Source organism: Exiguobacterium sp. s140, assembly GCF_018617035.1.
GTDB classification, from domain to species: Bacteria; Bacillota; Bacilli; order Exiguobacteriales; family Exiguobacteriaceae; genus Exiguobacterium; species Exiguobacterium profundum.
On the sequence record NZ_JACSJK010000007.1, the window covers coordinates 20,210 to 43,385 of the forward strand.

23 protein-coding genes and 2 other annotated features (1 of these 25 only partly in view) are annotated in these 23,176 nt (G+C 48.1%); all 23 genes read right to left on the minus strand.

Annotation, left to right across the window (positions count from 1 at the left end):
* Positions 1 to 23 precede the first annotated feature (23 nt).
* The 23 genes from rplC to cysE all read right to left on the minus strand — a co-directional run bounded on the left by rplC (position 24) and on the right by cysE (position 23,075).
* Entirely contained in the window at positions 24 to 650 is a 627-nt protein-coding gene (gene rplC / locus KNO61_RS16475; RefSeq protein ID WP_012727677.1) for a 50S ribosomal protein L3, read from the minus strand.
* A 61-nt stretch (positions 651 to 711) separates the two neighbouring features.
* A complete protein-coding gene (gene rpsJ, locus KNO61_RS16480) occupies positions 712 to 1,020 on the minus strand; it encodes a 30S ribosomal protein S10 (protein ID WP_074032438.1) in 309 nt (102 codons plus the stop codon).
* Positions 1,021 to 1,397: 377 nt separating this feature from the next.
* Positions 1,398 to 1,907: a hypothetical protein gene (locus KNO61_RS16485; protein WP_078147867.1), complete on the minus strand. Its 510-nt coding sequence runs from the start codon at positions 1,905 to 1,907 to the stop codon at positions 1,398 to 1,400.
* 108 nt (positions 1,908 to 2,015) lie between these two features.
* Positions 2,016 to 3,203: an elongation factor Tu gene (gene tuf, locus KNO61_RS16490; RefSeq protein ID WP_078147868.1), complete on the minus strand. Its 1,188-nt coding sequence runs from the start codon at positions 3,201 to 3,203 to the stop codon at positions 2,016 to 2,018.
* Between the two features lie 113 nt (positions 3,204 to 3,316).
* The gene (gene fusA, locus KNO61_RS16495; RefSeq protein WP_012727681.1) at positions 3,317 to 5,395 is read right to left on the minus strand and encodes an elongation factor G; all 2,079 of its coding nucleotides are present in this window, start codon (positions 5,393 to 5,395) and stop codon (positions 3,317 to 3,319) included.
* 112 nt (positions 5,396 to 5,507) lie between these two features.
* A complete protein-coding gene (rpsG, locus tag KNO61_RS16500) occupies positions 5,508 to 5,975 on the minus strand; it encodes a 30S ribosomal protein S7 (protein WP_012727682.1) in 468 nt (155 codons plus the stop codon).
* A 48-nt stretch (positions 5,976 to 6,023) separates the two neighbouring features.
* Positions 6,024 to 6,446: a 30S ribosomal protein S12 gene (gene rpsL, locus KNO61_RS16505; RefSeq protein WP_012727683.1), complete on the minus strand. Its 423-nt coding sequence runs from the start codon at positions 6,444 to 6,446 to the stop codon at positions 6,024 to 6,026.
* Positions 6,447 to 6,736: 290 nt separating this feature from the next.
* The gene (rpoC, locus tag KNO61_RS16510) at positions 6,737 to 10,336 is read right to left on the minus strand and encodes a DNA-directed RNA polymerase subunit beta' (protein ID WP_012727684.1); all 3,600 of its coding nucleotides are present in this window, start codon (positions 10,334 to 10,336) and stop codon (positions 6,737 to 6,739) included.
* A gap of 22 nt (positions 10,337 to 10,358) precedes the next feature.
* A complete protein-coding gene (gene rpoB / locus KNO61_RS16515; RefSeq protein ID WP_074037866.1) occupies positions 10,359 to 13,907 on the minus strand; it encodes a DNA-directed RNA polymerase subunit beta in 3,549 nt (1,182 codons plus the stop codon).
* Between the two features lie 193 nt (positions 13,908 to 14,100).
* Positions 14,101 to 14,697 (minus strand): class I SAM-dependent methyltransferase, encoded by a 597-nt coding sequence (locus tag KNO61_RS16520; RefSeq protein WP_012727686.1) that lies wholly within the window; start codon positions 14,695 to 14,697, stop codon positions 14,101 to 14,103.
* A gap of 79 nt (positions 14,698 to 14,776) precedes the next feature.
* Positions 14,777 to 15,145, minus strand: coding sequence for a 50S ribosomal protein L7/L12 (gene rplL, locus KNO61_RS16525; protein WP_012727687.1), 369 nt, complete (start codon positions 15,143 to 15,145; stop codon positions 14,777 to 14,779).
* Between the two features lie 61 nt (positions 15,146 to 15,206).
* Positions 15,207 to 15,713, minus strand: coding sequence for a 50S ribosomal protein L10 (rplJ, locus tag KNO61_RS16530; protein ID WP_012727688.1), 507 nt, complete (start codon positions 15,711 to 15,713; stop codon positions 15,207 to 15,209).
* 44 nt (positions 15,714 to 15,757) lie between these two features.
* Positions 15,758 to 15,911: a sequence feature (ribosomal protein L10 leader region), on the minus strand.
* A 59-nt stretch (positions 15,912 to 15,970) separates the two neighbouring features.
* Positions 15,971 to 16,657: a 50S ribosomal protein L1 gene (gene rplA, locus KNO61_RS16535; protein WP_012727689.1), complete on the minus strand. Its 687-nt coding sequence runs from the start codon at positions 16,655 to 16,657 to the stop codon at positions 15,971 to 15,973.
* 94 nt (positions 16,658 to 16,751) lie between these two features.
* Entirely contained in the window at positions 16,752 to 17,177 is a 426-nt protein-coding gene (rplK, locus tag KNO61_RS16540; protein ID WP_012727690.1) for a 50S ribosomal protein L11, read from the minus strand.
* Positions 17,178 to 17,324: 147 nt separating this feature from the next.
* Positions 17,325 to 17,876 carry a transcription termination/antitermination protein NusG gene (gene nusG / locus KNO61_RS16545; RefSeq protein ID WP_012727691.1) on the minus strand — a complete coding sequence of 184 codons (552 nt, stop codon included), beginning with the start codon at positions 17,874 to 17,876 and terminating at the stop codon, positions 17,325 to 17,327.
* 16 nt (positions 17,877 to 17,892) lie between these two features.
* On the minus strand, positions 17,893 to 18,063 hold the full coding sequence (gene secE, locus KNO61_RS16550; RefSeq protein WP_012727692.1) for a preprotein translocase subunit SecE: 171 nt from the start codon (positions 18,061 to 18,063) through the stop codon (positions 17,893 to 17,895).
* Between the two features lie 34 nt (positions 18,064 to 18,097).
* A complete protein-coding gene (gene rpmG / locus KNO61_RS16555; protein ID WP_012727693.1) occupies positions 18,098 to 18,244 on the minus strand; it encodes a 50S ribosomal protein L33 in 147 nt (48 codons plus the stop codon).
* Between the two features lie 128 nt (positions 18,245 to 18,372).
* Positions 18,373 to 19,014, minus strand: coding sequence for an RNA polymerase sporulation sigma factor SigH (sigH, locus tag KNO61_RS16560; RefSeq protein ID WP_031421852.1), 642 nt, complete (start codon positions 19,012 to 19,014; stop codon positions 18,373 to 18,375).
* A 209-nt stretch (positions 19,015 to 19,223) separates the two neighbouring features.
* Entirely contained in the window at positions 19,224 to 19,763 is a 540-nt protein-coding gene (locus KNO61_RS16565; RefSeq protein WP_214873956.1) for a YacP-like NYN domain-containing protein, read from the minus strand.
* Positions 19,760 to 20,509, minus strand: a complete 750-nt coding sequence (gene rlmB, locus KNO61_RS16570) for a 23S rRNA (guanosine(2251)-2'-O)-methyltransferase RlmB (protein WP_078147956.1) — start codon at positions 20,507 to 20,509, stop codon at positions 19,760 to 19,762. Before rlmB ends, KNO61_RS16565 begins: the two co-directional genes overlap by 4 nt.
* 109 nt (positions 20,510 to 20,618) lie before the next feature.
* A complete protein-coding gene (locus KNO61_RS16575; RefSeq protein WP_012727697.1) occupies positions 20,619 to 21,023 on the minus strand; it encodes a Mini-ribonuclease 3 in 405 nt (134 codons plus the stop codon).
* Positions 21,020 to 22,417, minus strand: a complete 1,398-nt coding sequence (cysS, locus tag KNO61_RS16580; RefSeq protein ID WP_012727698.1) for a cysteine--tRNA ligase — start codon at positions 22,415 to 22,417, stop codon at positions 21,020 to 21,022. Before cysS ends, KNO61_RS16575 begins: the two co-directional genes overlap by 4 nt.
* Positions 22,386 to 23,075, minus strand: coding sequence for a serine O-acetyltransferase (cysE, locus tag KNO61_RS16585; protein ID WP_012727699.1), 690 nt, complete (start codon positions 23,073 to 23,075; stop codon positions 22,386 to 22,388). The genes cysS and cysE overlap by 32 nt, the downstream gene beginning before the upstream one ends.
* A 51-nt stretch (positions 23,076 to 23,126) precedes the next feature.
* Positions 23,127 to 23,176, minus strand: a binding site (T-box leader) (it continues 158 nt past the right edge of the window).

A 23,176-nucleotide genomic window follows, 5' to 3' on the forward strand; every position in this document is an offset into this window, starting at 1 on the left:
ATTCCTCCTTTCCGTGCAGTTAATTAGTTACCTTTGACCGCTGATTTGATGATGACGTTCGATTTACGAGCGCCTGGGATAGCACCTTTCACGAGGAGAAGGCCACGTTCCACATCAACTTTAACGACTTCAAGGTTTTGAATTGTTTTACGCTCTCCACCCATTTGACCAGGAAGAAGTTTCCCTTTAAATACGCGGTTAGGAGCGACAGGACCCATCGAACCAGGACGACGGTGGTAGCGCGAACCGTGAGCCATTGGTCCACGTGATTGTCCGTGACGCTTGATCGCACCTTGGAATCCTTTACCTTTCGATGTACCTGTTACGTCTACTAATTCACCTGCAGCGAAAATGTCTGCCTTAATCTCTTGACCGATTTCGTATCCTTCTACTGAAGTACGAACTTCTTTGATGAAGCGCTTAGGTGTCGCGTTTGCTTTCGCAGCGTGACCTTTTGATGGTTTGTTTTGACGTGATTCTTTGATGTCTCCGAAACCAAGTTGAACTGCTTCGTAACCGTCTGTGTCAACTGTTTTAAGTTGAAGAACGACGTTACCTTCTACAGCAACTACTGTTACTGGTACAACTTCGCCTGCTTCGTTGAAGATTTGAGTCATACCAAGTTTTGTTCCTAAGATTCCTTTAGCCATGAGATACACCTCCTGTTAATAATTAATTGTCTCTTCTGGCTAGTATCTACTATATGAAGAATTAAAGTTTGATTTCGATGTCTACACCTGATGGTAACTCGAGACGCATAAGCGAATCGACTGTTTTCGGTGTTGGGTTTACGATGTCGATCAAGCGTTTGTGTGTACGCATTTCGAACTGCTCACGAGCATCTTTGTACTTGTGAACCGCACGAAGAATCGTGTAAACCGATTTTTCAGTTGGGAGCGGGATTGGACCCGATACCTTTGCACCTGAACGCTTCGCAGTGTCAACGATCTTCTCAGCTGATTGATCGAGAACGCGATGGTCATATGCTTTTAAACGAATACGAATTTTTTCATTTGCCATGTTTGTTTCCCTCCTTTGTCGCCTACTTTAAAAATAGACAATTCTCCGCGGAAATTTCCACACCGGCCATGGCAATGCTGCCTGGCGTGTCATAACCTCCCGCTTCAACGCAGCGTGCTTGTGTCAGCAGAGGCATCCGATCATTGCAAATCAACGATTGGACCCGTTTTCTGCTGTAAAGTCTCTCACCACTCGCACAAACACTTAATCATTATATCTAATCTAGTCATGGAATGCAAGATTAGATTTTTGAAGTTGCTGGTTGTCTGATGAGTTGCTCAACGTTCCCTAATGTAACAAGATTCGCGAGCTTTTGCAAGCAAAAATTCATTCTTTTATTGAACTATTTTTCAAACGAACTCCCATGTCAACTCGACCTAGCGTTTCATCACCTCTCCAAAACGCTCTGTCACCCCTTCTATGACCGATTGTGGCGCTCGTTTTAAACAGTCTTGAACAATTCCTTCATTAACACTGTGCGTCTTGAAATAGCGGAGCAATGACGCTAATTTATCCTCTCGTCCGATGACCGTGTAAAGGACGACCCACTCTTCTAGGTGCATCCATTGTCCATCTGGTTCAATGAAAGGATGCGTATAGATTCCGTCGGTACACTTCATTCGGAAACTAGACATGACGTCCACATCTGTTCCCTCGAATATATACTCTCCAAAGTAGGTCGTTACGTATGCGTCGTGAGGATCTGATGGTTTCTTCTCCCCAGCACGACTAAGTACACGATCGATTTTTTCAAACTGGTCCGGTTCAACAAAAACATCGATGTCATTCGTTACCTCGACGATGCCATGATGCTTCAACAGCTCAGAACCGCCAATGCGATACTCAATCCCATTCAAGCGACAAATAGTCTCTAGTTGCTTCAGCATGACGCCACTCCTTTCTCGTATGCCTCATCTTACCATGTTGTGATGGAAACACAAAAAAGCAGCCCGCATATTGCGGACTGCTTAATGTTGTTCAGTTGAATCAATCGATTACTCGATGATTTCTGTTACTGAACCAGCACCTACAGTACGGCCACCCTCACGGATAGAGAAACGTGTACCGTCTTCGATCGCGATTGTAGAAATCAATTCGATCGTCAACTCGATGTTGTCTCCTGGCATTACCATTTCAGTACCTTCTGGAAGGTGAACGATACCTGTTACGTCAGTTGTACGGAAGTAGAACTGCGGACGGTAGTTCGCGAAGAATGGCGTGTGACGGCCACCCTCTTCTTTAGAAAGAACGTAGATTGATGCTTTGAATTTAGAGTGTGGTGTGATTGAACCTGGCTTAGCAAGTACTTGTCCACGCTCGATGTCGTCACGTGATACACCACGGAGAAGTGCACCGATGTTGTCGCCAGCTTCAGCATAGTCAAGAAGCTTACGGAACATCTCTACACCAGTACATACAGTTTTCTTCGTTTCTTCTGTAAGACCAACGATTTCGATCTCGTCGTTGACGCGGAGAACACCACGCTCAACACGACCAGTCGCTACAGTACCACGACCAGTGATTGAGAATACGTCCTCAACAGGCATCATGAAGTCTTTTTCAGTGTCACGAACTGGTTCTGGGATGTACTCATCAACAGCGTTCATGAGTTCCATAACTTTTTCTTCCCACTGAGCTTCACCGTTAAGTGCGCCAAGTGCAGAACCTTTGATTACAGGGAGGTCGTCGCCTGGGAAGTCGTATTCAGAAAGAAGTTCACGGATTTCCATTTCAACGAGTTCGAGAAGCTCTTCGTCGTCTACCATGTCAACTTTGTTCATGAATACTACGATGTAAGGAACACCTACTTGACGTGAAAGAAGGATGTGCTCACGTGTTTGTGGCATTGGGCCATCTGTTGCAGATACAACGAGGATCGCGCCGTCCATTTGAGCAGCACCAGTGATCATGTTTTTAACATAGTCAGCGTGTCCTGGGCAGTCAACGTGTGCGTAGTGACGCTTGTCAGTTTCGTACTCGATGTGAGCTGTTGCGATTGTGATACCGCGCTCGCGCTCTTCTGGAGCACCATCGATTTGGTCGAACTTAGTAGCTGTTTTACCTTGTGCACGTGAAAGTACAGCAGAGATTGCTGCAGTCAAAGTTGTTTTACCGTGGTCAACGTGGCCAATTGTACCAACGTTAACGTGCGGCTTAGAACGGTCGAATTTTTCTTTACCCATTCTAGATTCCTCCTCTATTAAACGATTAGTTTTATTTAACTAGGAAGACGTAGGCTACTTTTAACATACGTCCTCCTTAGCTTACAACAATCAATCTAGCGATACAACCGTTATTAGCCGTTCGCTTTTTTGACGATTTCTTCAGCGATTGATTTCGGTACTTCTTCGTAGTGATCGAAGTGCATCGAGTACGTTCCGCGTCCTTGTGTACGTGAACGAAGTGATGTTGCGTAACCGAACATTTCTGAAAGTGGAATCATCGCTTTAACGACTTGTGCGTTACCGCGAGCTTCCATACCTTCTACGCGTCCACGGCGTGACGTGACGTCACCCATGATGTCACCCATGTATTCTTCTGGGATAACAACTTCAACACGCATCATTGGCTCAAGGATAACAGCTTTCGCTTGGTCCTTAAGTTGTTTAACCGCCATCGAAGCAGCAACTTTAAACGCCATCTCGTTCGAGTCGACATCGTGGTACGAACCGAATACGAGACGAGCTTTAACGTCTACTACTGGGTAACCAGCGAGGATACCGTTTTCGAGAGCTTCTTCAATCCCGTTTTGAACAGCAGGGACGTATTCACGTGGTACAACACCACCGACGATCTTGTTCTCGAACTCGAATCCAGCGCCTTCTTCGTTCGGCTCGAATTCTACGACAACGTGACCGTACTGACCGCGTCCACCAGACTGACGAACGAATTTCGAATCGATCTTCGCAGCGCCACGGATTGTTTCACGGTAAGCAACTTGTGGTGCACCAACGTTAGCTTCTACTTTGAATTCGCGACGCATACGGTCAACGAGGATGTCAAGGTGAAGCTCACCCATACCAGAGATGATCGTTTGACCAGTCTCAGGGTTTGTTTCAGTGCGGAATGTTGGATCTTCTTCTGCGAGTTTCGCAAGAGCTTGACCCATCTTATCTTGGTCTGCTTTCGATTTAGGCTCGATTGCAACCGAGATAACTGGTTCTGGGAACGTCATTGACTCGAGAACGATGTTATCTTTCTCAGAGCAAAGCGTGTCACCAGTAGTCGTGTCTTTGAAACCAACAGCAGCGGCGATGTCACCAGCGAATACCATTGGAATCTCTTCACGGCTGTTTGCGTGCATTTGAAGGATACGACCGAGACGCTCACGCTTCCCTTTAGTCGAGTTCTTCACGTATGATCCCGCTTCAGCTGTACCAGAGTACACGCGGAAGAACGTCAATTTACCGACGTAAGGGTCAGTCATAACTTTGAACGCAAGTGCTGAGAATGGAGCTTCGTCAGAAGGCTCACGTGTGATTTCTTCTTCTGTATCGAGGTTGATCCCTTTGATTGACTCTACATCAACTGGTGATGGGAGGTAATCAACAACGGCGTTAAGCATGAGCTGAACACCTTTGTTCTTGAAGGCAGAACCAACGAGTACAGGGTAGAATTCAACGCTAAGTGTCGCTTGACGGATTGCAGCTTTCAATTCATCGATTGAAATCTCTTCACCTTCAAGGTACTTCATCATCAACTCTTCGTTGAAGTCAGCAACACCTTCGATCAATTGACCGCGAAGTTCTTCAGCTTGGTCAGCCATGTCAGCTGGGAAGCCATCTGTTACTTCGATGTCAGTACCGAGGTCGTTGTTGTACATGTAAGTCTTCATTTCAACGAGATCGATGATCCCTTTGAAATCGTCCTCTGCTCCGATTGGGAGTTGGATCGCGTAAGCGTTCGCTTGAAGACGATCGTGGAGCGTCTTCACAGAGTACAAGAAGTCTGCGCCGATTTTATCCATCTTGTTGACGAATACGACACGTGGTACACCATATGTCGTCGCTTGACGCCATACAGTTTCTGTTTGTGGTTCTACACCTGACTGAGCGTCAAGTACAGCAACCGCACCATCAAGTACACGGAGTGAACGTTCAACTTCTACAGTGAAGTCTACGTGTCCAGGTGTATCGATGATGTTTACACGGTGGCCATTCCACTGTGCAGTTGTCGCAGCCGAAGTGATCGTGATTCCACGCTCTTGCTCCTGCTCCATCCAGTCCATTTGTGAAGCACCTTCGTGCGTTTCACCAATTTTATGGATACGACCTGTGTAATAAAGAATACGTTCAGTTGTTGTCGTTTTACCGGCATCGATGTGAGCCATGATCCCGATGTTACGAGTATTCTTTAGGGAGAATTCTCTTGCCATACTGGGTATTCTCCTTCCGCATGTTTGATTTTCGTGTGCGCGCACACGATATGATTATACCCGAAAGCCACTCCGTTAAGCCATGCTTGGCGGAGTGGACTTTACGATTAAATTACCAACGATAGTGAGCAAACGCTTTGTTAGCTTCTGCCATCTTATGCATGTCTTCGCGTTTCTTAACAGATGCACCAGTGTTGTTGGCTGCATCCATGATTTCGTTCGCGATACGTTGCTCCATCGTTTTTTCGTTGCGGAGACGAGCGTAGTTCACGAGGTAACGAAGACCAAGTGTTGTACGGCGCTCTGGACGAACTTCTACAGGAACTTGGTAGTTAGCCCCACCTACACGGCGTGCTTTAACTTCAAGTACAGGCATGATGTTGTTCATTGCTTCTTCGAACACTTCCATAGGCTCTTTGCCTGAGCGTTCAGCGATGATGCCAAATGCGTTGTAAATGATAGTTTGAGCTGTACCTTTTTTACCGTCTAACATGACACGGTTAATGAGGCGAGTTACCAATTTCGAGTTGTAGATCGGATCTGCGATAACGTCACGACGTTCTGCACGGTTTTTACGCATCCGAGTACCCTCCTTTCAAAATTTCAATTGTAGTTTAGTTGGCGAGAATTACTTCTTCGCAGCTTTCGGACGTTTCGTACCGTATTTAGAACGGCCTTGCATACGTCCATCAACACCTGCAGTGTCAAGCGCACCACGAACGATGTGGTAACGTACCCCTGGTAAGTCTTTTACACGTCCTCCACGGATAAGAACAACGCTGTGCTCTTGAAGGTTGTGGCCAATACCTGGGATGTACGCAGTCACTTCGATTTGGTTAGTCAAACGAACACGAGCATACTTACGAAGCGCCGAGTTCGGTTTCTTCGGAGTCATTGTACCAACACGTGTACAAACACCACGTTTTTGTGGTGAGCTCACGTTTGTTTGTGACTTGATGAAACTGTTGTAACCTTTGTTAAGTGCTGGAGAGTCAGATTTCACGACTTTCGATTTACGTCCTTTACGGACTAACTGGTTAATAGTAGGCATCTTTGAAGATCCTCCCTTCCTGAATGTTGCTATTTTCTAGTCCCACCGACCCGGGTGGTTCATTTAAGGTCATAACGAAACGTTTTTACGAGGCGTAGGCATTCCATGACCTCGCAAAAACGTGAGTTATACCTTGAAAGTGGCAATTGTAGCAGCCAAACCTTCCCGTAGAAAGTTCGGATGGACGTCCAAGTAGCTTGCCGACTGCTGGACATCGTTGTCATCGACAACAACCGATTGGCGGCACTAAATCATAGTAGCACCGCCAACCTGCGCTGTCAAGACGTATTTTACTCGACAGTTGTATCTTCGAGCGCAACTGGCGCCTCATCTTCTTTGAGTTCCACATCACGGTAGACAGCCATTCCAGTACCAGCTGGAACGAGTTTACCGATGATGACGTTCTCTTTGAGTCCGAGGAGATAGTCACGTTTCCCTTTGATTGCTGCATCTGTCAAGACGCGAGTCGTTTCTTGGAACGAAGCCGCTGAGAGGAACGAATCTGTCTCAAGTGAGGCTTTTGTGATCCCGAGAAGGACTGGTTTCGCAGTCGCTGGGTGTTTTCCATCACGAATCGCATCTTTACACGCTTCTTTGAAGACGCTGATGTCGACGAGTGATCCAGGGAGAAGCGGTGTGTCACCTGATTCGATAACTTTGACACGACGAAGCATTTGGCGAACCATGACCTCAACGTGCTTATCACCGATTTCTACCCCTTGCATCCGGTAAACTTTTTGAACTTCTTGGAGAAGATAGTTCTGAACACCAGATACACCACGGACGGCGAGCAATTCTTTCGGATCGATCGAACCTTCCGTGAAGACTTCACCGGCTTCTACTGTGTCGCCGATTTGAACGCGGAGACGCGCTCCGAATGGAATCGTGTATGAGCGAGTCTCACTGAATCCTTCGACCGTGAGTTCACGCTTGTCACGCGATTCTGTGAAGTCGATGACCGTACCAGAGATTTCCGAGATGACCGCTTGACCTTTCGGGTTACGGGCTTCGAATACCTCTTGGATACGTGGAAGACCTTGTGTGATATCGTCTCCGGCAACCCCACCTGTGTGGAAGGTACGCATTGTAAGCTGCGTTCCTGGCTCACCGATTGATTGTGCGGCAATGATACCGACGGCTTCCCCGACTTCAACATTTGATCCAGTTGCCAAGTTGCGTCCGTAACACTTCTTACATACGCCGTGTGACGTGTTACATGTGAAGGCTGTACGGATTTCAACTTTTTCAACACCCGCATCAACGATGATGCGCGCGATGTCTTCTGTGATCAATTCGTTCTTATCGATCAACACTTCGCCCGTTTCAGGGTGTGTGACCGTTTCGAACGATGTACGTCCGACGAGACGGTCGTACAAGCTTTCGATTTCTTCCGTACCTTCGCGGAGTGCAGAAACACGGATTCCGCGGTCTGTTCCACAATCCTCTTCACGGATGATGACATCTTGCGCTACGTCAACGAGACGACGCGTCAAGTAACCTGAATCGGCTGTCTTCAAGGCTGTATCGGCAAGACCTTTACGAGCCCCGTGAGTCGAGATGAAGTACTCTTGAACCGTCAGACCTTCACGGAATGACGATTTGATTGGAAGTTCGATGATGCGACCAGATGGAGCGGCCATCAAACCACGCATACCCGCAAGCTGCGTAAAGTTCGATGCGTTACCACGGGCACCTGAGTCAGACATCATGAAGATTGGGTTCAGGCGGTTGAGGGATTTCATCAATCGAGATTGAATTTCATCCTTCGCTTCGTTCCAAGCACGGACAACGCGCTCGTAACGCTCATCTTCAGTGATGAGACCACGACGGAACGACTTCATGATTTGGTCGACTTGTTTTTGTGCTTCATCAAGGATTTCCTGTTTATCCGGAAGTACGATGATATCGGCAATCCCAACCGTCACACCCGCTTTTGTCGAGTGCTTGAAGCCAAGATCTTTCATCCGGTCAAGCATGCGGCTTGTTTCCGTCGTTTCAAACTTCTGGAACACTTCCGCGATGACTTTTCCAAGGAAACCTTTTTTGAACGGGTCGATGATTGGACGTGATGCGATTTCTTCCGCAACGTTCGCCCCTTTGTCGATGAAGTACTTGTCAGGCGTTGCTTCCTGTAAGTTTTCCATCGTCGGCTCGTTCAAGTATGGGAACGTATTTGGCAAGATTTCGTTGAAGATCATCTTACCAACTGTCGTAATGAGCAATTTCTCGTTCTGTTCGTCTGTGAACGTTGGGTTGTTGAGCGTACGCGCCGGAAGTGCCACACGCGAGTGCAAGTGGACATAACCGTTTTGGTAAGCAATCAACGCTTCGTTGACGTTCGAGAACACTTTCCCTTGACCGACGGCATCTTCACGTTCAAGTGAGATGTAGTAGTTACCGAGGACCATATCCTGCGATGGTGTAACAACTGGTTTTCCGTCTTTCGGGTTCAAGATGTTCTGCGCAGCGAGCATGAGAAGACGTGCTTCCGCTTGTGCTTCTGCAGAGAGCGGAACGTGGACGGCCATTTGGTCACCATCGAAGTCGGCGTTGTATGCCGTACATACGAGTGGGTGAAGGCGAATCGCACGACCTTCAACAAGAATCGGTTCGAATGCTTGAATACCAAGGCGGTGAAGTGTCGGGGCACGGTTCAAGAGGACCGGATGCTCACGAATGACTTCTTCAAGGACGCCCCAGATTTCAGGTTGCATCTTCTCGATTTTGCGTTTGGCGTTCTTGATGTTTGAAGCGATGCCGCGACCGACAAGCTCTTTCATCACGAACGGTTTGAAGAGTTCAAGCGCCATCTCTTTTGGAAGACCACACTGATACATCTTCAAGTTCGGACCTACGACGATAACCGAACGTCCTGAATAGTCGACCCGTTTACCGAGAAGGTTTTGACGGAAACGACCTTGTTTCCCTTTCAACATGTGTGAAAGTGATTTAAGCGGACGGTTACCAGGACCTGTTACCGGACGACCACGACGGCCGTTGTCGATGAGAGCGTCAACCGCTTCTTGAAGCATACGCTTCTCGTTTTGCACGATGATGTTCGGCGCGCCGAGGTCGAGCAAACGTTTGAGACGGTTGTTCCGGTTGATGACTCGACGATACAAATCGTTCAAGTCAGATGTCGCAAAGCGTCCACCATCAAGCTGTACCATCGGGCGAAGCTCTGGTGGGATGACAGGAAGTACTTCAAGGATCATCCAGTCTGGATTGTTTCCTGAAGTGAAGAATGCATCGAGAACTTCCAAGCGCTTAATCGCACGTGTACGACGTTGACCTTGGACTGTTTTCAACTCTTCACGAAGCTCGCCTACTTCTTTTTCAAGATTAACGTCTTGAAGAAGTGTACGGATGGCTTCAGCACCCATGTCTGCTTTGAAGTCGCTACCGTATTTTTCACGATAGAGACGGAATTCTTTTTCCGAGAGAAGTTGTTTCTTCTCAAGCGGAGTATCACCTGGCTCTGTGACCACGTAAGATGCGAAGTAAATGACTTCTTCAAGCGCACGTGGTGACATGTCGAGAACAAGCCCCATGCGGCTTGGAATCCCTTTGAAGTACCAGATGTGCGAAACTGGTGCCGCGAGCTCGATATGGCCCATTCGCTCGCGACGCACTTTCGCTTTCGTCACTTCAACGCCACAGCGGTCACAAATGACTCCTTTATAACGGATACGTTTGTATTTCCCACAGTAACATTCCCAGTCTTTCGTAGGACCGAAGATTCGTTCACAGAATAATCCGTCCTTCTCTGGTTTAAGTGTACGATAGTTGATCGTTTCCGGCTTTTTGACTTCACCGTAAGACCACGAACGGATCTTCTCTGATGAAGCCAAGCCGATTTTCATATATTCAAATCGATTAACATCTACCAAGGGGCCGACCTCCCTTTTCGCCTTATTCCTCTTCCGTAACAGTCGGTTGAACGACTTGTTCTAACGCCGATGTTGCGTTCGGGATGTTGTCGTCATCTTCATCTTTCATTTCGACTTCTTCATCATCCGCTGACATCATCTTGACTTCCATACCGAGCGCTTGAAGCTCTTTGATCAAGACGCGGAATGACTCAGGAACGCCCGCTTTCGGAACGCTCTCGCCTTTCACGATGGCCTCATATGCTTTCACACGACCGACCGTGTCATCCGACTTGATTGTCAAGATTTCTTGGAGCGTGTAGGCTGCACCGTACGCTTCAAGAGCCCAAACTTCCATCTCCCCGAAGCGCTGACCACCGAACTGTGCTTTACCACCGAGCGGTTGTTGCGTAACGAGTGAGTATGGTCCTGTCGAACGAGCGTGAAGTTTGTCATCAACCATGTGCGCGAGTTTGATCATGTACATGACACCGACCGAGACGCGATTATCGAACGGTTCACCCGTACGACCGTCATAGAGACGCGTTTTCGCATCTTTATCCATACCAGCCTCTTCAATCGTTGCCCATACGTCTTCCTCACGCGCTCCATCGAATACAGGTGTTGCCACTTTGATACCGAGCTTCTTCGCTGCCATACCAAGGTGGAGTTCAAGTACCTGCCCGATGTTCATACGAGATGGTACCCCAAGCGGGTTGAGCATGATGTCAACCGGTGTACCGTCTGGCATGTATGGCATATCTTCTTCAGGGAGGATCCGCGAGATAACACCTTTGTTACCGTGACGTCCCGCCATCTTATCCCCTTCGTGAATCTTACGTTTTTGAACGATATAGACACGTACCATTTGGTTGACGCCTGGAGACAACTCGTCACCGTTTTCACGGTCGAACACTTTGACATCCAAGATGATTCCGTCTCCACCGTTTGGTACACGAAGTGACGTATCACGTACTTCACGTGCCTTCTCACCGAAGATTGCGTGCAAGAGACGCTCTTCCGCCGTCAATTCTGTAACGCCCTTAGGTGTTACTTTACCGACGAGGATATCGCCATCCTTGACTTCAGCTCCGATGCGGATAATTCCACGATCGTCCAAGTTACGAAGTGCGTCATCTCCGACGTTTGGAATATCACGTGTGATTTCCTCTGGTCCGAGTTTCGTGTCGCGTGACTCTGACTCGTACTCTTCGATATGAATCGACGTGTACACGTCATCTTTCACGAGACGCTCACTCATGATGATCGCATCCTCATAGTTGTAACCATCCCATGTCATGAAGGCAACGACGACGTTACGGCCGAGCGCGAGCTCACCCATATCCATCGATGGACCGTCTGCAAGGATTTCTCCTTTTTCGACACGGTCACCAGCTGCGATGATTGGTTTTTGGTTATAGCATGTCCCTTGGTTCGAACGGACATATTTTTGAAGTTTGTAACGGTCAAGGTCACCTGAAACTTCAGAACCGTTCACGTCAGACGTGCGACGGATCAAGATTTCACGCGCTGTGACGCGTTCGACGACACCTGGGTATTTCGCAACAATAGCTGCCCCAGAGTCTTTCGCAGATACATACTCCATGCCGGTACCGACAATCGGTGAATCCGGTTGAAGGAGCGGTACTGCTTGACGTTGCATGTTCGCTCCCATGAGGGCACGGTTCGAGTCATCGTTCTCGAGGAACGGGATACATGCCGTTGCGGCAGAAACAACCTGTTTCGGCGAAACGTCCATGTAGTCCACTCGACTTGGCTCGACTGACAAGTTTTGTCCGCGGAAACGGCAAAGAACTTGTTCGTCTGCAAAGTGGCCATCTTCTGTGAGCGGCATGTTTGCCTGTGCGACGACATAGAGGTCTTCCTCGTCAGCCGTCATATATTGAATGTCGCCAGTGACAAGACCTGTTTCTGGGTCAACACGACGGTATGGTGCTTCGATGAAACCGTACTCGTTCACTTTCGCATAAGACGAGAGTGAGTTGATGAGTCCGATGTTCGGCCCCTCTGGTGTTTCGATTGGACACATCCGACCGTAGTGCGAATAGTGAACGTCTCGAACTTCGAAACCGGCACGCTCACGTGTCAAACCACCCGGTCCAAGTGCAGAGAGACGACGCTTGTGCGTGAGCTCTGCGAGCGGGTTCGTTTGGTCCATGAACTGTGACAATTGCGAGCTACCGAAGAACTCTTTAAGTGATGCGATAACCGGGCGGATGTTGATGAGCGCCTGTGGTGTGATCGCATTTTGATCTTGAATCGACATACGTTCTTTTACGACACGTTCCATACGGGAAAGCCCGATCCGGAATTGGTTTTGGAGAAGTTCTCCGACTGAACGAAGACGACGGTTTCCTAAGTGGTCGATGTCATCTGTTGTTCCGACTTCGTGAAGTAAGTTGAAGAAGTAGTTGATTGAAGCGATAATATCGGCTGGCGTAATATGTTTTACGCTGCGATCGATATTGCCATTTCCGATGATGTTCAAGATACGCTCTCCATCTGGGTCATCCGGTGAGATGACTTTGATTGACTGAAGACCGAATGGCTCACCTTCAGCGACACCACCAGTTGGTTCCGCATCGATATAGCCAAGGCCGTTCTCCAAGTGCGGGAGGATACGATCTAAGTTGCGGCGGTCGAGGATTGTTCCAGCTTCGGCGAGTACCTCGCCTGTTTCCGGGTCCACGAGCGTTTCCGCTAATTTTTGACCGAACAAACGGTTCTTAAGATGAAGTTTTTTGTTCATCTTATAGCGACCGACGTTCGCTAAGTCGTAACGTTTCGGGTCGAAGAAACGTGAAACGAGAAGAGATTTCGCATTTTCTACCGTTGGTGGTTCACCAGGACGGAGACGCTCATAAATCTCGATCAACGCTTTCTCTGTAGACTCCGTATTATCTTTTTCAAGGGTGTTACGAAGGTATTCGTCATCCCCGAGAAGGTCGATAATTTCTTGGTCCGTACCGAATCCGAGGGCACGCAACAACACCGTTACCGGAATTTTACGGGTACGGTCGATACGAACATAAACGATATCTTTGGCATCTGTCTCGAGTTCGAGCCAAGCACCACGGTTCGGGATGACGGTTGCGCCAAATCCACGTTTACCGTTTTTATCGAGTTTAGCGTTATAGTACACGCTCGGTGAACGGACAAGCTGGGAAACGATGACGCGTTCTGCACCATTGATGATAAACGTTCCCGATTCTGTCATGAGCGGGAAATCCCCCATGAACACTTCTTGTTCTTTGAGCTCACCTGTCTCTTTGTTTTGGAGACGCACTTTTACGCGAAGTGGCGCAGAATAAGTAACGTCGCGCTCCTTCGATTCATCGATTGAATACTTCGGCTCACTGAGCGAGTAATCGATGAACTCCAATACGAGGTTTCCTGTGAAGTCGGAAATCGGTGAAATGTCTGTGAACATTTCCTTCAATCCTTCACGCAAGAACCACTCATAAGAAGCAGTTTGAATTTCAATCAAATTCGGAAGCTCTAATACCTCACTGATACGGGCAAAGCTTCTTCTCTGACGGTGACGACCGTACTGAACAAGTTGACCAGTCAACTGATTCACCTCTCAGACCCCCAATTCTTTAGCGAATTTTTCGGGCGTAATAATCGAACATTGTCATTGAATGTCGCTCGTTTTCCGTCTCTAAAAAGCGGCAGACACGGCAGTTTCAAGCGAATTCCATTCCAATGGCATTTTATAATGTTAGCATATACGTTATAGCGAGTCAACAAGACTTCACCGTTTGTCAAGACCGAATTGCTCGGAAAATAAAGTAACCTTTTTCTTTCGCGATCGTTTCAACTTGACCAAACACCTCTTCTAATAACTTTTTAGCAGAAGGTGCTCCTTGTTTCTTTTGAATGACGACATAAATTGCTCCTCCATCGACGAGGTGCGTATGTGCTTCACGCAAGATCGTATGGACGACTTGTTTCCCCGCACGAATCGGCGGATTGGTGACAATGGCGGCAAACCGTTCTCCCCCCACCGCGTCATACGCGTGAGAAAGCCGTGTTTCGACCGTCACTCCATTACGGGCGGCGTTTTGCTCAGAGAGCGCCAGCGCACGCTCATTCACATCAATGAGCAAGGCCTCACGCCCAGAGGCATCGGCAAGCGAGATCCCCATCGGACCATAGCCGCAGCCTACATCTAAAATACGTCCCGACACATCAGGCATCTCAAACGTTTCAATTAAAAGACGTGACCCAAAATCGACCGACCCTTTCGAGAACACACCGCGGTCCGAAGTGAAGTGATACTGTTTCCCTCGCAACTCGTACGTCCATGTCTCTGGGGCACTTTCCGAACGTGGATCGTTCGTATAGTAATGATCTCCCATGCGTTGAACCTCCTAACCCATTCTTCAAGGAAATAAAAGAAGCTCGCCATGGCGAGCTTCTATAGGTTGTGAAGTTGAATTACTTAACTTCAACAGATGCGCCAGCTTCTTCAAGCTTAGCTTTGATTGCGTCAGCGTCTTCTTTAGAAACGCCCTCTTTGACTGGAGCTGGAGTTCCGTCAACGAGTGCTTTTGCTTCTTTAAGGCCGAGACCTGTGATTTCACGAACAGCTTTGATGACGTTGATTTTACCAGCGCCAGCGTTTGTGAGGATTACGTCGAATTCAGTTTTCTCTTCAGCTGCTGCGCCTGCGCCAGCACCTGCAACTGCTACTGGAGCTGCTGCTGATACGCCGAATTCTTCTTCGATTGTTTTTACGAGTTCGTTAAGTTCGAGAACCGTCATTGATTTGAGGTCTTCGATGAATTGCTCTTTGTTGAAAGCCATTATGGTTTTCCTCCTTTGATGTTGTGAAAAAGTTTTTTTGAGTTACGCTACGCGACAAAAATTAAGCTGATTGCTCTTCTTTTTGTTCTGCGATTGCATTTGTTGCGACTGCGAGCCCACGGATTGGAGCTTGAAGTACGCTGAGAAGCATCGAGAGAAGACCATCGCGTGATGGAAGTTCTGCAAGGGCTTTGATTTCTTCGAGTGAAGAAACTTTACCTTCGATGATTCCGCCTTTGAGTTCGAGCGCTTTGTGCTCTTTCGAGAAGTCGTTCAAGATCTTCGCTGGAGCAATAACGTCTTCTTTAGAGAAGGCGATTGCTGTAGGACCAGTGAAGACTTCGTCAAGACCTTCGAAGTTCGACTGAGTAGCTGCGCGGCGAAGAAGACCGTTCTTGTAAACTTTGAACTCGATTCCAGCGTCACGGAGTGATTTACGGAGTGTAGTCACTTCTTCAACTGTAAGTCCACGGTAGTCAACAACAACTGTTCCAACGCTCGCTTGCATTTTCTCAGCGATTTCATCGACGAGTGCCGATTTCTGAGCTACGATTTTTTCGTTTGCCATGTGTTTGCACCTCCTAGTCAATTCTTATACCGGACGAGAGGCTGCTCTCCAAAAGAAATCCCTCGTATGAAGACATACGAGGGCGTAATTGTTTGAAAGTAAACCTGTGACAACAGGCTCAAGTTCGAGCAAAGACACCTCGGAAGGGTTTACGGACCGATGTCCACCTTCTGTCTACGGTAATCCAACATATTCGGTTGAACGTGTATTACTTTATCAGCGGTGTCACACGTTGTCAACAATTTATTTCAACAAGATTACTTAAGGAAATCTGCAGTCGCTACACGGATCCCAGGACCCATTGTAGATGAAAGCGAGATGTTTTTAAGGTAAGTTCCTTTTGCAGTAGCAGGCTTCACTTTCATGAGTGTTTCGAGAATTGTCTCGATGTTCTCAGAGAGTTTAGATGCTTCAAATGATTTCTTACCAACTGGAACGTGGATGTTACCAGCTTTATCAACACGGTATTCAACTTTACCAGCTTTGATATCCGCGATTGCTTTTTCTACGTCGAAAGTAACTGTTCCTGTTTTCGGGTTAGGCATGAGGCCTTTAGGTCCGAGAACACGACCAAGTTTACCAACTTCACCCATCATGTCAGGTGTCGCAACGATTACATCGAAGTCGAACCATCCTTGTTGGATTTTGTTGATGTACTCAGCGTCGCCAACGTAGTCTGCTCCAGCAGCTTCCGCTTCTTTCACTTTCTCACCTTTTGCGAAGACGAGAACTTTTTGTGTTTTACCAGTACCGTGTGGAAGTACAACGGCACCACGGATTTGTTGGTCTGCTTTCTTCGGATCTACGCCGAGACGGACAGCAACTTCGATTGTTTCATCGAATTTAGCAGTAGCTGTTTTTTGAACGAGCTCGACAGCTTCAGCGAGGTCGTATGACTTCGTGCGGTCAACAAGCTTAGCTGCTTCTTGGTGTTTTTTACCCATGATCTTTTCCTCCTTGTGGTTAGCGGAATTTCCTCCCACATAATGAAGGGATTGAAGGTGAGCAGTATTCACCGACAACCCCAGAGACTAGCAATTAGTCTTCGATTACAATACCCATACTACGTGCAGTACCTTCAACCATAAGCATCGCTGTTTCTACAGATGATGCGTTAAGGTCAGGCATTTTAAGTTCAGCGATTTCGCGAACTTTGTCACGCTTAACCGTTGCTACTTTCTTACGGTTTGGTTCACCAGAACCACTCTCGATACCAGCAGCTTTCTTCAAGAGAACTGCAGCTGGTGGAGTTTTCGTAATGAATGTAAACGAACGATCTTCGTATACCGTGATGACTACAGGAATAATCAATCCGGCTTGGTCTTGTGTACGAGCGTTGAACTCTTTACAGAATCCCATGATGTTAACACCTGCTTGACCAAGTGCTGGACCTACTGGTGGAGCTGGGTTTGCTTTACCAGCTGGGATTTGAAGTTTAACGAGTTTAGAAACTTTTTTCGCCACGAGACACACCTCCTTAAGTCTAAAATGTGGTTTCTTGGACGTTGTGCGCCCTCCCACTCAATCTATTAGGTCGAGTTTGTACCGAAATAAAGCACAACATCAAACATTTTCGATTGTACCATCCGTTTTACGGATTAGCAAGTGGGTTTAGTTAATTTTCTGAACTTGTTCGAAATCAAGCTCAATTTTTGTTTCACGACCGAACATGTCGACCACGACTTTGAGCTTCTCTTTGTCGGCTTCAATCTCGTCGATTGTTCCTTCAAAGTTCTCAAATGCGCCTTCTTTCACGCGGACAAGGTCACCGAGTTCATAGTTGTAACGATCTTTCTTCTCGATGAGTCCCATTTGTGACAAGACGTTTGTCACTTCGTCCGGTTGGAGTGGGATTGGTTTTGCCCCACCACCCGTTGAACCGAGGAAGCCGGTGACGTTTGGCGTGTTGCGGACAACATACCATGAATCGTCAGTCATGACCATCTCTACGAACACATAGCCCGGGAAACTTTTGACTTCACGTTCTTTGATTTTCTTCTCGCCACTCTTCAATGTGACTTCTTCTTGCGTCGTTTCAGTCGGGACGAGGACGCGGAAAATTTTATCTTCCATGTTCATCGAACCGATTCGACGTTCTAGGTTTTCTTTGACGTTATTCTCAAAACCTGAGTACGTCTGGACAACAAACCATTGTTTCTCCACGGCTTTCACCTCTTCCTTAGTTAATCAATAAATTGACGAGATAACTGACCCCAGTATCTACGCCGAACACGAACAGGCCAATCACGACAACAGTCGCGATGACAGTAATGGTATATTTCGTGAGTTCTTTACGAGTCGGCCAACTCGTTTTCTTCAACTCTTTCCATACGTCGCGCAAAAAGTTCATGGTAGCTTCCTCCTACATTGAATGCCAATCTACGTTACTTTGATTCCCGATGCAGCGTATGCGCGTTACAGCGGCGACAAAACTTCTTCATTTCAAGCCGTGTCGACACGCCGTCTTTTTTTGTCGTCGAGTACTCTCGAGACCCGCATTCTGAGCAAGCGAGACTTACTTTCTTTGCCATTCATAAGCGCCCCTTTCGACTACTCTCTCTTAAAAAAGAGCGAAAAAAAAACGCCTCCTGTAAATGGCGTCTACGGACAAGGCGCTGCTTTTAAAGTATCACATAGGAGGCACGCGGTCAATAATCGGTTAGCTCGTGAGCATCCGGACGTCGACATGACGCTCGAATTTCTTCTTCACACGTTGCAACGCATTATCGATCGATTTGACATGACGATCGAGATCGTCTGAAATCTCTTGATAAGAACGTCCGTCTAAATAAAGACGCAATACTTTCCGTTCGAGGTCACTCAAGATCTCATCCATCTTCGCTTCCATGAACGTCTGTTCTTCCTGTGTCACGATCAATTCTTGTGGATCAGTCGGATGTGGTGGCAAGATGACATCGAGCAACGTCCGGTCAGACTCTTCATCAAAAATTGGTTTATCGAGTGACACATATGAATTGAGCGGAATATGTTTTTGGCGTGTCGCCGTCTTGATTGCCGTGATCATCTGACGGGTGATACACATCTCGGCAAAGCTTTTGAATGACGCAAGTCGCTCGTCCTTATAATCACGCACACCTTTATAAAGGCCGATCATCCCCTCTTGGACGATGTCCTCGTGATCTGCACCAATCAAAAAGTATGAACGTGCCTTCGCCCGCACAAAATACCGGTATCGTTCAATCAAAAACTCGAGCGCGTCGCTATCCCCTTCGTTGCGCGCCAATAAGACCAACTCTTCGTCTGACATTTTTTCAAACTGTTCGTACGGCCATCCGTTCATGCTCGTTACCCCCCGGCGATTGATCCTGAACTATGTAAGGTTGTGTCCCATTATAGGACTCCCTACTCCTATGCGTCAAACAAATTTCTAAAAATTCCGTCAATTGAATACTGTGTAACTCATATATGTAATAGTATACAACATTCCTTTGCAAAAAAATGTCAAAATCGAAACAAAGACGAGTCCATTTGATGAACTCGTCCGTGATTTCAATCACCTTTTGATTTGCGACGTCGCATTTCTTCAAACTTCGCTTGAATATGCGGTGGAATATCAATCGTCTTCCGATTCGCTTGTTCTTTCTCGAGCGACAGGCGCTGTTGTTCAATCAATGTTTTCGCATGCTTCCAATCTTTCAACAGTTCGGTTGCCGGGACGCGCAATGCGCCTTGACCAAAGATGACCCACTGCTCCGTGAAATCGTTCGTCGCGACGAATAATGTAATGAGCCGGTCATCCACTAATTCATGGGCACGCCGCTCAATCCATTCGTCCGCCGTCTCATTCTCTTTCGTATAGACAACGTCGACCCGACTCCGCTTCTCTTTGGATTCACGACCATAACGCATATGGGCGTCAAACACGATGGTGACCTCTTTGCCGGACACAGCCTGATATTCTGCCATCGCCTCAATCAACAGATTACGTGCTTGTTCAAAATCTACGTCGCGGAGACTTCTCAAGTGAGGCCACGCGCCGATGATATTATATCCGTCGACAAGAAGGAGCTCACGCTTCAGGATACTCATGCCAATGGATGACGTGAGCGATGCACCTCATACAGGAGGAGCGCCGCTGCAACAGATGCATTGAGTGACGTGACATGACCGACCATCGGTAAATGAACAAGGAAGTCGCACGATTCGCGCACGAGTCGGCTCATCCCTTTGCCCTCACTTCCAATGACCACAACGAGTGGCATATTTCCATCCAATCGACGATAGTCCTGACTTTCTTTCGCATCGGTCCCGACGACCCACAATCCTTTTTCCTTCAACTCTTCAAGTGTCCGTGTCAAGTTCGTCACACGCGCCACCGGAATATGCTCAATGGCCCCGGTCGAGGCTTTGGCAACCGTTTGAGTCAAACCGACCGAGCGACGTTTCGGAATGATGATCCCATGTGCGCCAACAGCATCGGCGGTCCGTAAAATCGAACCGAGATTGTGCGGGTCTTCGAGCTCATCTAGTAAAATGAAGAGCGGTGTCTCATCTTTCGAAGCTGCGAGAGCGAACATGTCTTCGACTGTTTTGTATTCATAAGCCGCAACCGCCGCAACGACTCCTTGGTGATGTTCACTGCCAGCCATCTTCTCAAGTTTCGTTTTTGGGACGAATGACACTTGGACCGATGCTTCGTTCGCCATCGCGATAATTTGAGCGAGTGGTCCCTTTTGCTGACCTTCCATAATGAATACTTTATTCATATCCCGACCACTTCGCAGTGCCTCGAGTACCGGGTTACGACCGTAAAGGAAGTCAATCCCTTCCTCCATCACATCGACTTCCTTATAGTCAGGGCGTTCTGCCTTTTGGCGACGCGCGCGATCTGGTCGTTCCCCACGAGGGCGGTCAAACGTTCGTTTCTCCGCTCCCCGATTTCCGTCATGTCGTTTCGGTCGACTCGGCTTCGAGTCGTTCGAACGCTTGTTTGATGAGTTCTTCAAGACGATCCCTTCTTTCTGTCAAATAGATATACCCAATCAATGCCTCGAACGCCGTGGAATAACGATACGTGTGCACATCGACCCGCTTTGGAACCGATCCGGATTTCGCATTCTTTCCACGTCTGACGACAGCCTGTTCCTCTTCCGTCAACACATCCGTCTCTAACCAAAATGTCACGACGCTCGCCTGCGCCCGTGCATTGACGTAGCGGACCGCGCCCCGGTGCAAGTCATTCGGGCGCGTCAATCCTTTCTCGAGCAGGCGTCTCCGTACAGCCATTTCGTATACCACGTCTCCCATGTAAGCGAGCGCAAGGGCATTCATTTGTTTCGGTTGCATCATAACCGCTTCCACCGAACCCCTTGGGCCGTGTCTTCGAGTTGGATGTTTTGTTCTTTTAGTAAATCACGAATCTCGTCGGCCCGGGCAAAATTACGTGCCGCCCGTGCGTCGTTCCGTTCTTGAATCAATTGGTCGATCTCGGCATCCAATAGTTCTTTTTCTTCTGCCAACGTCAAGCCGAGGACACCCGTCAATTCATCAAATAGCGACAGAACCTGTTCAAGCGTCGCTTTGGCCACATGATCGGCCTTCGCATAAATGTTCGCTTCCCGTGCCAAGTCAAAGAGGACGGTCACGGCGTTGGCCGTATTGATATCATCATCCATTGACTCGATGAATGACGCCTTGATGGATTCAAGCTTCCGTTCCATCGACTCGCTCGCCTCTCCAAGTCCGGCTGTGACCGACAAGCGATATTCAATATTCTGATAGGCTTCCTTGATTCGGCTCCAACCGTTCGCCGCTTGTTCAATCAATTCACGGCTATAGTTGATCGGATGACGATAATGGACGGACAACATGAAGAAGCGCAGGACCATCGGGTCGACTTCTTTCAACGCCTCATGGACGAGGAGGAAGTTTCCGAGCGACTTGGACATCTTCTCATTTTCAATGTTGATGAATCCGTTATGCAACCAATAGTTAGCGAACTTCGCATGGTTGCAAGCTTCTGACTGAGCAATCTCGTTCTCGTGGTGTGGGAATTTCAAATCATGACCGCCCGCGTGAATATCAATCGTTGTCCCGAGATGTTTTTTCGCCATCGCCGAGCATTCGATATGCCAGCCCGGACGTCCTTTGCCCCACGGACTATCCCATGATGGTTCATCCGGTTTAGCCGCTTTCCATAAGACGAAGTCGAGCGGGTCTTCTTTTTTCTCCCCGACATCGACACGTGACCCGGCCCGCAAATCTTCAATCGATTGCTGACTCAGCTTCCCGTACGTCTCAAACTTCTTCGTCCGGAAATACACGTCTCCTTCTGATTCATAAGCGAACCCTTCCGTCTCCAATTGACGAATGAACTCGATGATTTCTTCCATCGTATCGGTAACACGCGGATGCACGTCTGCCGGTTGAACGTTAAGTGCCCCTGTATCTGCTAAATACGCCTCGATATAGCGATTCGTCAGCGTCTCCGTGTCTTCTCCTAATTCATTCGCCGTACGAATGATCTTGTCATCCACGTCTGTGAAGTTCAAGACGTATTTGACCTCGTACCCACGATACGTCAAGTAGCGGCGGACCGTGTCGAAGGCGATCGCCGGTCGGGCGTTTCCGACATGAATGTAGTTATAAACGGTCGGACCGCATACGTACATCGATACTTTACCCGGAACAATCGGGACAAACGGTTCTTTTTTATTCGTGAGACTGTTGTACAGCTGAATCATGTGTCTTCTCCTCCATCCGCTTTTCAAGCGTCGCTAATTTTTGTTGTAGTTCATCCACTGCCGCTTCTAAGCGTTCTTGGCATTCGCGGTCCGGATCTGGGAAACGATGATCTAGATCATGTTGCTTCACACGCTTACCGTTTCGAATGACGACACGACCTGGAATCCCGACCACGGTCGAATCAGACGGCACATCGTTCAATACGACCGAGCTCGCTCCGATTTTGACGCAATCGCCGACCGTGATGTTCCCAAGTACTTTCGCCCCCGCTGAAATAAGCACGTCACTCCCGATTGTCGGGTGACGCTTCCCTTTCTCTTTCCCCGTTCCACCCAGGGTGACGCCTTGATAGATGGTGACGTCATTCCCGATAATCGCCGTCTCACCGATGACGACACCGAAACCGTGATCGATGAACACGCGGTCCCCAAGGACTGCCCCCGGATGAATTTCAATTCCGGTCAACCAACGACTGAACTGGGCTAATAATTTGGCCACCAGTTTCACGTTACGTTTCCATAATCCGTGCGCGATGCGGTGTGCCCATATGGCGTGAAGGCCTGGGTAAGTCAGTGCCACTTCTACTTTCGAACGAGCGGCAGGGTCTAGTTCCAGGACAGTCCGCAAGTCTTCGCGTACACTGCTCCAAAATCCCATAATCGATATCTCCTTTTCTTATACAAAAACAAAGACGCCCCTGTGCCAAGGCACAGAGACGCCGTAAGCGCGGTTCCACTCTGTTTGGGAAAATGCGTTCC